The 12,410-nt window shown below is 53.7% G+C and carries 12 protein-coding genes, 1 tRNA gene and 2 rRNA genes (1 of these 15 running past the window's edge); 9 read left to right on the top strand and 6 right to left on the bottom strand.

The genetic code is table 11. From position 1 onward, the window contains the following. Positions 1-119: 119 nt before the first annotated feature. Positions 120-770 (top strand): DNA-binding protein, encoded by a 651-nt coding sequence (locus ABEB22_RS05715; protein ID WP_406871029.1) that lies wholly within the window; start codon positions 120-122, stop codon positions 768-770. Here the strand turns inward: ABEB22_RS05715 and ABEB22_RS05710 are convergent. Both ABEB22_RS05710 and ABEB22_RS05705 read right to left on the bottom strand, forming a co-directional pair. Further along, positions 683-1,048: a hypothetical protein gene (locus ABEB22_RS05710; protein WP_406871028.1), complete on the bottom strand. Its 366-nt coding sequence runs from the start codon at positions 1,046-1,048 to the stop codon at positions 683-685. The two genes, ABEB22_RS05715 and ABEB22_RS05710, sit on opposite strands and share 88 nt — an antisense overlap. A gap of 141 nt (positions 1,049-1,189) precedes the next feature. Beyond that, on the bottom strand, positions 1,190-2,572 hold the full coding sequence (locus tag ABEB22_RS05705) for a Pre (Mob) type recombination enzyme (RefSeq protein ID WP_406871027.1): 1,383 nt from the start codon (positions 2,570-2,572) through the stop codon (positions 1,190-1,192). A gap of 209 nt (positions 2,573-2,781) precedes the next feature. On the opposite strand from ABEB22_RS05705, the gene ABEB22_RS05700 reads away from it, so the two are divergent. Both ABEB22_RS05700 and ABEB22_RS05695 read left to right on the top strand, forming a co-directional pair. Next, the gene (locus ABEB22_RS05700) at positions 2,782-3,990 is read left to right on the top strand and encodes a DNA cytosine methyltransferase (protein ID WP_406871026.1); all 1,209 of its coding nucleotides are present in this window, start codon (positions 2,782-2,784) and stop codon (positions 3,988-3,990) included. Then, a complete protein-coding gene (locus ABEB22_RS05695; protein WP_406871025.1) occupies positions 3,990-4,826 on the top strand; it encodes an Eco29kI family restriction endonuclease in 837 nt (278 codons plus the stop codon). The genes ABEB22_RS05700 and ABEB22_RS05695 overlap by 1 nt, the downstream gene beginning before the upstream one ends. Before the next feature lie 22 nt (positions 4,827-4,848). Here ABEB22_RS05695 and ABEB22_RS05690 read toward each other — a convergent pair whose 3' ends face one another. Next, positions 4,849-5,823 carry a hypothetical protein gene (locus ABEB22_RS05690; RefSeq protein ID WP_406871024.1) on the bottom strand — a complete coding sequence of 325 codons (975 nt, stop codon included), beginning with the start codon at positions 5,821-5,823 and terminating at the stop codon, positions 4,849-4,851. A gap of 123 nt (positions 5,824-5,946) precedes the next feature. On the opposite strand from ABEB22_RS05690, the gene ABEB22_RS05685 reads away from it, so the two are divergent. The 6 genes from ABEB22_RS05685 (at position 5,947) to ABEB22_RS05660 (ending at position 10,215) form a co-directional block, all read left to right on the top strand. Continuing rightward, positions 5,947-6,543: a hypothetical protein gene (locus ABEB22_RS05685; protein ID WP_406871023.1), complete on the top strand. Its 597-nt coding sequence runs from the start codon at positions 5,947-5,949 to the stop codon at positions 6,541-6,543. Between the two features lie 620 nt (positions 6,544-7,163). After that, on the top strand, positions 7,164-7,706 hold the full coding sequence (locus ABEB22_RS05680; RefSeq protein WP_406871022.1) for a type II toxin-antitoxin system PemK/MazF family toxin: 543 nt from the start codon (positions 7,164-7,166) through the stop codon (positions 7,704-7,706). Next, positions 7,703-8,140, top strand: a complete 438-nt coding sequence (locus ABEB22_RS05675; protein ID WP_406871021.1) for a hypothetical protein — start codon at positions 7,703-7,705, stop codon at positions 8,138-8,140. Before ABEB22_RS05680 ends, ABEB22_RS05675 begins: the two co-directional genes overlap by 4 nt. 395 nt (positions 8,141-8,535) lie before the next feature. Further along, positions 8,536-8,736 (top strand): hypothetical protein, encoded by a 201-nt coding sequence (locus ABEB22_RS05670; RefSeq protein ID WP_406871020.1) that lies wholly within the window; start codon positions 8,536-8,538, stop codon positions 8,734-8,736. Further along, entirely contained in the window at positions 8,733-9,917 is a 1,185-nt protein-coding gene (locus ABEB22_RS05665; RefSeq protein WP_406871019.1) for a recombinase family protein, read from the top strand. Before ABEB22_RS05670 ends, ABEB22_RS05665 begins: the two co-directional genes overlap by 4 nt. After that, entirely contained in the window at positions 9,907-10,215 is a 309-nt protein-coding gene (locus ABEB22_RS05660) for a hypothetical protein (protein WP_406871018.1), read from the top strand. The genes ABEB22_RS05665 and ABEB22_RS05660 overlap by 11 nt, the downstream gene beginning before the upstream one ends. A gap of 193 nt (positions 10,216-10,408) precedes the next feature. Here the strand turns inward: ABEB22_RS05660 and ABEB22_RS05655 are convergent. The 3 genes from ABEB22_RS05655 to ABEB22_RS05645 form a co-directional block, all read right to left on the bottom strand. Next, positions 10,409-10,485 (bottom strand) — tRNA-Met (locus tag ABEB22_RS05655). Between the two features lie 58 nt (positions 10,486-10,543). Then, positions 10,544-10,658, bottom strand: a 5S ribosomal RNA gene (rrf, locus tag ABEB22_RS05650). A gap of 78 nt (positions 10,659-10,736) precedes the next feature. Then, a 23S ribosomal RNA gene (locus ABEB22_RS05645) occupies positions 10,737-12,410 on the bottom strand (it continues 1,157 nt past the right edge of the window).

Raw genomic sequence — 12,410 nt, 5'->3', positions numbered from 1 at the left:
CTTCCGCTCCGTGGAATCGCGCTAATTCATTGGCGATTTCTGCATTTCACTCGATAAAATAACCTAAAAATAACCGATATCATCGTTATTAGTGTTATTTAGTACTGATTGGCGAGAAAATGTCAGAAAATCCTGAGAAACAAGCGCCCACGGACGCTGCGCTCGAAGCACGTATCGTAAAAGCACTGAAGGAGCTGAAGGCCGAAGGGAAGACAGAGTCGCTGCGCAATATCCGCGGGAAGCTCGGTGTTTCGCCGAATTTGCTGACCGAGCCAGTTCGACGGCTGAAGGCCCAACTTGCAGAGCAAGAACGCGAAAGGGCTGCAATGCCTCCACTTCCGGAGTCATTGCAGCCCTTACTTATAGAAATCTGGGAAGCGGCTTGGAAAGCAGCCGATCAGACGGCAGATAACGAGAGGAGCGGCTATCAGGCGCGACTGAACGCGCTCCGTGCCGAAATCGAGGCTTATGAAGAGGATTTAGCCGAAGAAGCTGCCCGTGTAGAAAGCCTGACCGATGAAGTCACAAAACTGAAAAACGAGAATGGTGCACTTATTGTCCAGCTTTCAGAGGCTAAAATGGAGGCCGAAGAATTGCGCGAGAAGCTCCGGGACAAGACCGCGCGTCTGGCAGAACGCGATGACCTGGTGGAGCTCGTCAAGCAACTACAAGTCGAAGGCTGTCAGGAGAGATCCGTGGAACCGGCTTCACCTGTGGAAGGCTTTCCGGAAATTCCTTTGTCCAAGGGCGATCCGCCCAAACCTTCCTGATCCCCAGCTTTTTTAGCCTCCGCATCCAATTGTGCGATCAGAGCATTTGGGCGAAGCGGATAACTCGCGATTTTACGGCGGTTCGGACCAGTCGCAAGCGCCTCCTCGTCGAGCGTTTCAAGAAAGGTAGGCATGGTCGCGCCGAACGCCTTTTGCCACTCGGCTCCTGCCTTGCTCAGCTTGCACGACTCCTTATGTGCGGCTCGCAAAAAGGTATCGAACGCACGGTTTGTAGCAGCGGTTTTCAGTTGGTCAACGCTCGGATTGGTATTTGTCATTCTGTGATCCTTGAATGGTTTAAAACCTGTTTTTTAGCGGAGCGAAGCCGTATTCACCGGCTTCGGAAATTATATGCCTTCGAGTGAAATCAATACCTAACGAGATGGACGAAGTTTTTTCGGAAAACGCATAACACACTGTTATAAATCATCTCTTTTATCTTCATTTGTAGCGCGTGGACCCTTTTCAGCCTGACGATCGCGTCGGACAATAACACGCGCGGCGAAGTGGCCAGCCGCCGAGAGATGCTGTTTGAGCAGGGTCAGCTTACTTTGAGCTCTCGGCCGGAGGCTTGGCTCAAGAGTAGCCACAAGATCAACCGCGACCTCGCGTGCCGAAGACAGAGCATCGAACCCATCCTGATATTCAGAGCGCACATCCGCTTCTATCTGTGTCGCGAGATCTCCGCGCATTCGCGCAACGGCTTTGCCGAGGGTTGCGAACAACCGCTTTACCGCCTTCGGACGCCGCTGGCCGGCTGCAATAGCTGAAGCAACCTCGGGGCGTGACCTTTCAGAGGGTCGCCATTTCACCGCCCCCGCCTCATCTACTTGCATCGCTCCCTGCGCGACCGCCTCGGCAACTGTCAGGATGGCCTCGGCATCGGCTTCCCGCTCGGCAACCTGCGTCTCCCGCCGCGTGACCGCCTCGATACGCTGCGCCGTGATCCGCTGCTGCTGATCAAGCTCCGCCTTTCTCTCATCTGCCCTTGTACGCTTGGCATCCAGACGCGCCTCTTCCTGCTCACGCCAGACACGCGGCTTTACATGCTGTCGCTTCTTTGGCGGTTCCTCCCCTTTCGCCACCGCGTCACGCCACGCTTTCTTTCGCGGTTCTCCGCGCACCAGACCGATGCCAGAAAACCAGATACCCACACTGTCCTGTGCGGCCTCGTAATCTTTGATCAACGGATGTTTGGAAGGTTGAAGCATATATCGAGACGCAATATTCTGCACCTCACCATTCTTAGCTTTTCGGGTCATCACTTCATTGACGCGGGGCATGATGATGGCGTGAATATGGTAGGCTTCTTCGTCGAGATCATCTCGCGCATGGATGCAGTCTTCGCCGAAGTTTTCCTTTAGCCAACTGACCGCAAGCTCGCGAAAGCTATCAACGTTAGAAGTTTCGCCAAAAAAATTCTCCAGACCGTCGCCAAAGAATTCTTTGTTGGCGGTCAAGATCACCTCACGCATTGGCCCATGCCTTGATGCGCGCCAAGGGTCCTTGGGGCCCTCGCTCGTCCGTCTAATGACGTCAGCCTTGCGCCTACGTTTTTCGAGCGATGCCAATTCGTCTGCAAAGTTTTCAGTACGCATCCATTCAACCTCGGCATGTGCCTTTTCAAGCCAGTCGACGCCACCGATCAGCGGCGGCCGGTTGGGATCAAAGCGGGACATATCGATATGCCCAAGGTCGCCGCCCTCACGGCGACCGTGCATCTGGAACTTGCCGAGCTGGTGGGGAAACATCCCCGCAAAGCGCAGTACGACAGGGTATTTCGGTGAGGGTGATCCATCCATTTTTGACCTCCTTGATGGTGGAGGTCAGGAATTGGGTCTGATCGAAACGATCGCGTCGAAAATTTTAGCAAGGACGTAAAAGAAAATTGCGTCAAGCCATCTCTGCAATCATCCTCCTACAGAGACATTGAGACTGTCATCACTTCGTTCTTGCGTTTACACATGGCACTTGTGCTAAAGAAAACAAAACCAAAGCAACTGAGATCAAAATGCCCGAGCAGCAATTTTCTTCTATAAAAACAAGAAAATCCGTCGAGCTATTTGCTGGCGCTGGCGGCCTTGGTATAGGTTTAGCGCAGGCCGGTTTCGTGCCGGAAATGGTGGTCGAGTTCAATAAATGGTGCTGCGATACACTGAGAGAAAACCATACTGTTCTTCTCGATGACGACACATCGGAAAGCCAACATCCATGGAAAGTGCAGGAAGGTGACGTTCGCCTGGTCGACTTTCGTCCATTTGAAAACAAATTGGACCTCGTAAGCGGCGGTCCTCCTTGTCAGCCCTTCTCACTCGGAGGGAGGCACCGCGCTTATGATGACGCTCGGGATATGTTTCCACAGGCAGTTCGAGCGGTTCGCGAGGCAAAGCCAAAGGCTTTCGTGTTTGAGAATGTTAAGGGACTGACCCGAGCTTCTTTCTTGCCATATTTCGAGTATGTGAAGCTGCAACTGGAGCACCCAGAGCTCGTTGCTCTTGCTGATGAAGCGTGGGAGGATCACCTACGGCGGCTTGAACAGCACCATACTTCCACAAATCGCCCAGACTTACACTATCGCGTGGTGACTAAACTCCTAAACTCCGCAAACTACGGAGTGCCTCAAAAACGAGAACGTGTTCTTTTCGTGGGCTTTCGAGATGATGTCGATGCGCGCTGGTCGTTTGATTCCGGAGATTACACCCAAGAAGCTTTGGTTTGGGATCAACTCTACGGAGATTATTGGGACAGACATAAGGTTGCTTTAAAAGATCGTGTTCTGGAAGGACGTTCGCTACAGATATCAAAACGCCTATCCGTGACAGAAAAGCCCGACACACTCCCTTGGCGAACCACGCGTGACGCAATTAGCGATCTACCAGATCCTGAAACAGAAAACTTCGTCTCGAACCATAGATTCCAGCCGAATGCTCGAACCTATCCTGGACACACTGGAAGCTACCTCGATGATCCCTCCAAGACACTAAAGGCTGGAGTGCATGGAGTTCCAGGTGGTGAGAACATGTTGCGTCGAGCGGATGGATCAGTTCGCTATTTTACTATCCGAGAAAGCGCGAGAATCCAGACCTTTCCAGATACTTATAAGTTCCATGGAGCTTGGTCGGAATGCATGCGCCAACTTGGTAACGCTGTGCCTGCAGAGCTCGCACGAGTTGTGGGAGAAAGCGTAGCCTTGCGTTTGGAAAGTTCTGAGGCAGCGTAATGGCAAAACGTCCCGAACTAAGATCAGCAGAAATCACTGTCGAGAGATTAGACCAATTCTCCACAGAAGTGCGTACAGCTGAGATGACAACCTACTCGCGAAAGGGAGTACTGGCGGCCATCTCCACTTTAAGAGATAAGCTTGACGCACTTGAACGAAACATTGATCCAGTCAAGCTGCCCGATGCTTTTTTTGACCCATCTGAACCACGGCTCATTGGGCACTTTGTTGCATTGGCGTTGATTTCTCAAGAACGCAAGCGCCTTGATTCAATCGAGCCATTTTATGGCTCTGGCGTCTATGCAATTTACTATACTGGCCCAGAAGGGCTGTATGCCCCCATATCAAGTACAGAAACACCGATTTACGTAGGCAAGGCGGACCCTCCTGCCGGAGCTGCGACAATCACAGCGCAAGAGACTAAACTGTATGGCAGACTAAATGAACACCGAAAAAATATCGATAAAGTCGCCGGAATAAATCTCGCAGACTTTGAATATCGTGCATTGGCCGTCCAAAGCGGCTATCAAGCCGCCGCAGAGAGTCATCTAATCAACCTATTTCGACCGATCTGGAACAATGAAACGAAGATACTCTTCGGCTTAGGCAAGCATGGTGACGCGGCCTCGACACGTTCCAATAATAAATCTCCTTGGGATACAGTACATCCTGGCAGAAAGTGGGCTGTGGGTAACCCTGAGGCTAAAACGATTGATACGATTTACGCCGAGGTCACGGCGCATTTTGAAAGATCCCATATATTCCAATCTACCGAGAACGTATTCTCGGCATTTGCAGACGGCATCAGGCGAGCAGATAGAACTATGATTGAATAACAATCCGGCTTGGAAATCATACTTATACTTTCGGCGTCTTAATAATTCCCGCAACGATGAGTCTCTTTATTTCTTGATTCCGATCTCTGACGATATAGGCTTGGAGATTAACGTCATCTTTTTTCATGGTATCAATAAGTTGCTGTTTAATTTTTGGCAGCAAGTCTGAAGGAATACTGAAGCTCACAGTCTTAGTGCCGCCCTCGATTCTCACCTTGCCCCAGCCATTGTCCTTATTAAATTGAATGACATCACAAAGCAGGGTGGTTATTTTCTGATCAACCCTTGCTGCCTCAATATCTTTCGCCATATCCGCGTCGAGATATATTATTGAATTTGACTTCCCATTTGAGTGACTGACAACTTCTAATGTCTCAGCACTTCTACGAAGCGCAACCGCCATTTCTTTTACCAAGGGAGCGGCCATTCCTACCAATTTTTGCTCATGGCTCTCATCAATTTTGGAAACCATTTTACTTCTTTTAGTCAACATCTGATCCCTGCAGATTTCTGCGACACGCTTTCTAAGCAGGTCATGAAGCATATCAGGCACGTCGGACATGCTAATCTCTTTAGAAATCAAGGCATGTGCAATATCGTCAATTGCCACTTCACTTCTTGATGTTTGACTGGATAAAACAGGCATGTCTTTAACTGTAGAGTTCTTAAGCGTATCCTCATCAACCTTTCCCACGAGCCGCTCGCCTAAATAGGAAAGTAGCTCATCTAACCCTGCATCGATAAACTTCTCTTCGGTATCTGAGCACATATCGGAGACGTCAATATTGAATGACCCAGCAGAATGAGGCATCACATTGATTGCCGCATTGCCGGTGTCGGTGATGCGGTCAGGCACCTTACCCGTACGACGAAAGTGGTCAAGCTTTACGAGAAGACGTGAAGCAGCATACTGAAAACGCGCTACCTCATAAAAATTCATTGTATGTTGGTCAGCCAATGAGCCTTCAAAATGGAAAGTTAACTTTCTCTTACGCACCGAATCAAACCCTAAGCCATTTCAATTAAAAAATAATAGTCAGAAATATTAGTGCATTAGCAACAAGATAATCAGAGACACAATCGCCAAGCAGCTTAAGATCGAGGAGCTAAGATATATCCGATGGGGGAAATAAGTGTAGGAGCCGTGGGAGCTGCTATTATTGCAGGGCTCATCTCTATAATAGGCTTGGTAATCAGCAAAGAGCAAAAAATCTCTGAGTTTCGGCAGGCATGGATTAATGACTTGCGTCAATGCCTCTCAGATTACCTCGTGCAGATTAATGCAGTTTGTGACGCGACTCGACTTAAAAATAAAGGCAATACAATCGCGCCAGACAAACAGCTTGATCTACATATAAAACTAAACAGCGCCAATCACGGGATACGCTTCAGAATAAACGAGACTGAAGCACCTGCGAAGGAAATCCTTGCTTCCATGGCACGGTTTGAAGAATTAGCCATGTCAGGAGGCGATTTAACCCCTGAAAATATCAGAAAAATTGAGGACGACTTCATCCGCGATGCCAGCAAACTGCTTAAACTTGAGTGGAAGCGAGTAAAGCGCGGCGAGGCATCATATCTCTTTATAAAACGCGCGGCATTTATAGTCACAATTGTTTTTATTATGCTTGCTGCTTGGTTGCTCATGTATCCTGCGGACGTGAGCAATGAAAATCATAGCTTCACAATTGTTCCCGCCTCCCAATTGAAAATTTAGCTCGCAGCGTCCCCCAGAGTTCTCTCTTGGTGCTGACGAGTGCCCTTTAGGACCTTACTTCCACCGAAGAGCTTATCCCGGTATATATTCTCCCTCCCTTTACTCACTAAGTAGCTGGCGCATAGTCCCTTCGGTCCTTGCTCCAGCTACGCGTTCGTCGGGGGCACAGCCCCCGAACCCCGGCGACGCTTGCGCGCCGCTCGGGATGTGCTCCGCCCTCCCGAACCCGCCCGGGGCCTTCAGCCGGACCTGAGGGTGCCCTGCCCCTCTGGACTCCCAAGGCAGGGGAATGTTCGCCACGATCCCCTGCACCCCTGCTGGCGTCTGCCCGACGGGCTCGGGGTGACGTTCCACACTTCCCCGAGACCCCCAGTTCTCGGAGGGCCGCTCCGCGCTCGCCTCCGAACCTCCCCCGCTCCCGGGAAGAGCGTAGCGCCTCTCTTCCCGAACCCATCTCCGCGCTCTGGCAGCACATATCCGTAGATCATCAGGCATAGGAGCAGGGCCAGGCTCCTCAGTCATGCGCGCGCTTTGTGACGCGCATGACAGACGATCCCGGCCGAGAAAGAGGAAGGGAGGTTGGCGCGTCGGTATCCCAACAATATTAAAAGGACCCGACTATGTTCGACAATCCAAACTTGCCGCTGACGATGACGTCTGCCTGGCAGGACCACATTTCGCCCGGCGACATCGTAACTTTCCGCTTCCCGATCCGGAAAGCCAACGAGAGCGAACAGCCGAAGCCGCGTCCATGTCTGGTCATCGAAGTCGAAGAATGGGCAGGCAAACAGTTCGCCCTTCTCGCATACGGCACGAGCTCGCCCCGCAAAGCAAATTCGGGCTACGAAGTGCATGCCTTCCAGCCCGAGGATTACACGCGCTTCGGGCTCGATCGTACGACCCGCTTCATTGGCAAACGAACGATCATGGTCGCTCTCGACAATCCGTCCTTCGACAGCTTCCGCAAGACCTGCTCCCCCGTCCTTGGCCGCTTATCAGGTCAACCCGCAGAGCGCCTGTTGCACGTTCGCGCCCGCATTCAAGCCGATCGCGATATGGCCCGGGACCGGCAAGAAGAACGCCGCCGCGAGCGGCGCAACAGTTTTTCCGTCGAACACCGCACCCCCCGCCGCAAAACTATTATCAAAGGAGACGTCGCATGACCGACCAAACCTCAATCCTTTCGCCCGCCGACCGAGTGACAGAGCTTGTCGCACGAGCTCTCGGGCAGAGCCGTCTCTGCGCCGAGAGCCTCAGCGATATCGTCATTCCCGAGCTGCCGCCCACGCGGCGCCTTTGCGGTGAACATGTGCTGCGCCATCTCAGATCCCGGAGCCTGTTTACGACCCACGTCCTCGACGATCTCGAGTCCCTGATCCGACAGTTAAATTCCGAGATCTCCGAGGGGTCCTATGAGGTTTGTCAGCCACATGAGGGCCACCCTGATCGCGCGTATATGGAAGTGATCCTGTCGCCGAAGGCCAAACGCCTCAATCAGGCTCTGGAACGCATCCGGGCGCTCTACAGTACGATCCACAGCGTCCTCGATGCGGTCGAAGCGCAACGCATCAGCGCGCGCCTCACCATCGACGACTGACGACTACAGCGCCCCATTTCGGGGCGCTTCATCTTGAGGGTCTACTGGGCCCGAGAGGGACGGATTGGATCACCATCCTTCTGGCGCGCCGGTGCCAACATGCTCCGCTTGCTGCTTGTCCCTACCGGCGCGCCCTCCCCCTTTTCCCGAAAGCCATTTCCGATGATCACACTCTTCCTGCGCCTACGAGCCACGCTCCTGCGCAACCCGAACCTGACAGTCCGCGTCGCGCTGACGGCACTGCTGCTGGTGCATCTTGCTCTACTCTTTCACTAAATCATAAAGGCCCGCAGGGCGTACCTGCGGGCCTGTTCGGTCGGGACAGTGTCGATGGCCCCGGGTGGGTGTCCGCCGTGTCGGAATGTTCATGCCCCCAACAGGATAGGACGCCGCCGATGCCCCTCGACAGACTTATCGAGCTGATCGCCGAAGCCGCTGCCCGCAAGCTGATCCAGGAACGGGAAGCAAAAGAAGCAACGCCAAAAGCGATGTCCCAACATGACGCGACATCCCCTGTCTGGCCACAAGAATTTCGTAAGCTTTTTAAGCGTCTATACCTGCAACACCGGCCGTGCCCGGAGAAGGATTTTGCATGACGAGCCATTTCTCTGCCCCGAAGCGCGTGGCAATTTACGCGCGATACTCCAGCGACCACCAAAAGCCGACCTCGATTGAGGATCAGACCCGCGAATGCCGCCGCTACGCGGATCGGCAGGACGGATGGGTCGTGGTACAAGTCTTTGATGACGTCGCAATTAGCGGTGCCATCAAGGACCGCCACGGCTTTGATGCACTGGTAGAGTTCGTGGCGCGCGGGGAATGTGATGTCGTGCTCTTCGAGCACCTTGACCGCGTGGCCCGTGACCTGGAATTCCTGATGACCTTCGACAAGCGCGCGCGCTACGCAGGCGTGGAGCTCCACCAACTGCATCGCGGCCAGCTTAGCCTCTTTGATATCGGCATCCTCGGTACCTTTGCCCAACTTTTCCTGGAAGAGTTGAAGGTGAAGACCCGCCGCGGCCTCCAAGGTCGCGTCGAAGCGGGCAAGAATACCGGGGGTCGCGCCTATGGCTACCGCTCCGTCCCCCTGCCCGAGGTTAACGGTAAAGGTACCGGCAGCGTGATGGAGATCGTCCCGTCTGAAGCGGCGATCGTCCGCGAGATTTTCGAGCACTATGCCTCAGGCAAGTCCCCACGCGAGATCGCAGCGAACTTAAATCTCCGTGGCATCCCTTCCCCGCGTGGAAGCGGCGCAGGGAGCGGCCATTGGAGGACCAATACCATCTATGGCAACCGGTCCCGCAGCACCGGCATCCTGAACAACGAACTCTACATCGGCCATCAGGTCTGGAACCGGCTCAGCTATCACAAGCATCCGGAGACAGGTCGGCGTGTGTCCAAACCGAACCCGCGTGAGGAATGGATCATTACCGAACAGCCCGATCTGCGGATCATCGAGAAAGATCTCTGGGAGCGCGTGAAGGGACAGCAAGACCTGATCGACAATAGTCGCACCAAGGCGGAAGCGACAGGCAAACGCGGGGCCGGTGCTGCGCAGGCGGCGCGTCGGCGGAAGTATCTACTGTCCGGCTTGCTCACTTGCGGCCAATGCGGGGGCAATATGACCCGTTGCCGGCAAAGGCGAACGGCGTCGCTACTACTGTGCCAACGCCAAGGAGAAGGGCGCGTCCGTCTGCACCGGAATGCCCGGCGTCAAGGAAGCTTCTGCGGCCGTAGCGCTGCTCAGCGGATTGCGGCATGGGCTGATGCAGGATGAAGCCTATGAACGCTTTGCGACACAGTTCGAAGCGCACCTGCTAAAGGGCCAGAAAGAGACCCGCGAAGCGCTGAAGGCACATGACAGGAAGATCAAGGATCTGGAGAAAGAGCACGCAAACCTGCTCAAGGCAGTTAAGAACGGCAGATACTCGGAATCCATCGCCGACGCACTCGACAGCGCGGCTAAGGATCTCAAAACGCTACGCACCGCGCGCGACAGCCTTGTCCCCGTACCGGTAACGCTGCCGCCGGACCTTCCTGCCCATTATCGGCGTTATGTCGACAACCTATCCTAGACCCTGATGGATGATACGGTTTCGGGGCCTGCGGCGGATGAACTGCATGGCTTGATCGACCGGGTCGTCGTCACTTGGGACGCGGAGCAGCAGCATCATGAGCTGGACGTATCAGGCAAGCTGTTGGAGATGCTTATAAAAGCAAAGCCCGCCGGAGAGGCGGGCTATGTATCGAACTCTCGTTCGCTAAAGCTGGTTGCGGGAGTAGGATTTGAACCTACGACCTTCAGGTTATGAGCCTGACGAGCTACCGGGCTGCTCCATCCCGCGTAAGGATGTGTCTGATTGGGGGGGTATCGTTATAGAGATGATTGACGCTCTTTATTAGGTTTGGCGGTGACCTACTCTCCCACGTCTTGAGACGCAGTACCATTGGCGTGTTGGCCCTTAACGGCCGGGTTCGGAATGGGACCGGGTGTATAGCCAGCGCTATGACCACCAAACCGAATAAAGAGCGTCCAAGTCAAGTTGTGTTCGTATGCATGATTTTGATCTGTAGGAGTGTCTGTCTACTACTGGATCAAATCAAGCCAATCGGGCAATTAGTACTGGTCAACTGAATGCATTACTGCACTTACATCTCCAGCCTATCGACGTGGTGGTCTTCCACGGCCCTCAAGGGATACCTAGTTTTGAAGGGGGCTTCCCGCTTAGATGCTTTCAGCGGTTATCCTGTCCGGACATAGCTACCCAGCACTACCGTTGGCACGATAACTGGTCCACCAGTGGTCCGTTCACCCCGGTCCTCTCGTACTAGGGGCAACTCTTCTCAAGTATCCTACACCCACGGCAGATAGGGACCGAACTGTCTCACGACGTTCTAAACCCAGCTCACGTACCTCTTTAAACGGCGAACAGCCGTACCCTTGGGACCTGCTCCAGCCCCAGGATGAGATGAGCCGACATCGAGGTGCCAAACGGTGCCGTCGATATGGACTCTTGGGCACCATCAGCCTGTTATCCCCAGAGTACCTTTTATCCGTTGAGCGATGGCCCTCCCACTTGGGACCACCGGATCACTATGGCCGACTTTCGTCTCTGCTCGACTTGTCAGTCTCGCAGTCAGGCAGGCTTTTGCCATTGCACTCAACGACCGATTTCCGACCGGTCTGAGCCCACCTTCGCGCGCCTCCGTTACTCTTTGGGAGGCGACCGCCCCAGTCAAACTACCCGCCACACAGGGTCCCGGATCCGGATAACGGACCGCGGTTAGACATCAAGAGTGCGAAGGGTGGTATCTCAAGGATGCCTCCACCGGAACTAGCGTTCCGGCTTCAAAGGCTACCACCTATCCTGCACATCACAATCCTGATGCCAGTGTGAAGCTGTAGTAAAGGTTCATGGGGTCTTTCCGTCTAACCGCGGGTAGTGTGCATCTTGACACACAGTTCAATTTCGCTGAGTCCACGTTTGAGACAGCGGGGAGATCGTTACGCCATTCGTGCAGGTCGGAACTTACCCGACAAGGAATTTCGCTACCTTAGGACCGTTATAGTTACGGCCGCCGTTTACCGGGGCTTCAATTCAGAGCTTGCACCCCTCCTTTTAACCTTCCGGCACCGGGCAGGCGTCAGACTGTATACGTCGCCTTACGGCTTCGCACAGCCCTGTGTTTTAAGTAAACAGTCGCCACCCCCTAGTTTGTGCCCCCCACCTATAGTTGCCTACAGATGGGGCCTCCTTCTCGCGAACTTACGGAGGCATTTTGCCGAGTTCCTTAAACGTGGTTCTCTCAAGCGCCTTGGTATTCTCTACCAGTCCACCTGTGTCGGTTTCGGGTACGGTCTTATAGAGAGGCTATTTCCAGGGACCTGTAGGCTGCCCGACCAATCCGATAAGGTCGAACAACGGTTCAGATCCGTCACCATCTCACGGCCCAGGAATATTAACCTGGTTCCCATCGACTACGCCTTTCGGCCTCGCCTTAGGGGCCGGCTTACCCTGCTCAGATTAGCTTTAAGCAGGAACCCTTGGACTTTCGGCGACAGGGTCTCTCACCCTGTTTGTCGCTACTCATGTCAACATTCTCACTTCTGATCACTCCACCGGATGCCTTACAGCCCGGCTTCACAGTCAGAACATTGCCTCCAATACTCCCGAAGGAGATAAGGAGGCAGCGTTCTATATCACAGAACGCTCCGCTACCACGCACTTCACAGTGCATCCAAAGCTTCGGCTCGTGGCTTGAGCCCCGT

Origin of the sequence: Thioclava sp. 'Guangxiensis', from assembly GCF_045348365.1 — a bacterium.
GTDB classification, from domain to species: domain Bacteria; phylum Pseudomonadota; class Alphaproteobacteria; order Rhodobacterales; family Rhodobacteraceae; genus Thioclava; species Thioclava kandeliae.
This window is presented reverse-complemented; position numbering and strand designations above follow the sequence as displayed.

Excerpts from the sequence above, each read along its gene's own strand:
- ABEB22_RS05715 (WP_406871029.1), top strand. The coding sequence starts at position 120 with ATGTCAGAAAATCCTGAGAAACAAGCGCCCACGGACGCTGCGCTCGAA.
- ABEB22_RS05710 (WP_406871028.1), bottom strand. The coding sequence starts at position 1,048 with ATGACAAATACCAATCCGAGCGTTGACCAACTGAAAACCGCTGCTACA.
- ABEB22_RS05705 (WP_406871027.1), bottom strand. The coding sequence starts at position 2,572 with ATGGATGGATCACCCTCACCGAAATACCCTGTCGTACTGCGCTTTGCG.
- ABEB22_RS05700 (WP_406871026.1), top strand. The coding sequence starts at position 2,782 with ATGCCCGAGCAGCAATTTTCTTCTATAAAAACAAGAAAATCCGTCGAG.
- ABEB22_RS05695 (WP_406871025.1), top strand. The coding sequence starts at position 3,990 with ATGGCAAAACGTCCCGAACTAAGATCAGCAGAAATCACTGTCGAGAGA.
- ABEB22_RS05685 (WP_406871023.1), top strand. The coding sequence starts at position 5,947 with ATGGGGGAAATAAGTGTAGGAGCCGTGGGAGCTGCTATTATTGCAGGG.
- ABEB22_RS05680 (WP_406871022.1), top strand. The coding sequence starts at position 7,164 with ATGTTCGACAATCCAAACTTGCCGCTGACGATGACGTCTGCCTGGCAG.
- ABEB22_RS05675 (WP_406871021.1), top strand. The coding sequence starts at position 7,703 with ATGACCGACCAAACCTCAATCCTTTCGCCCGCCGACCGAGTGACAGAG.
- ABEB22_RS05670 (WP_406871020.1), top strand. The coding sequence starts at position 8,536 with ATGCCCCTCGACAGACTTATCGAGCTGATCGCCGAAGCCGCTGCCCGC.
- ABEB22_RS05665 (WP_406871019.1), top strand. The coding sequence starts at position 8,733 with ATGACGAGCCATTTCTCTGCCCCGAAGCGCGTGGCAATTTACGCGCGA.
- ABEB22_RS05660 (WP_406871018.1), top strand. The coding sequence starts at position 9,907 with ATGCAGGATGAAGCCTATGAACGCTTTGCGACACAGTTCGAAGCGCAC.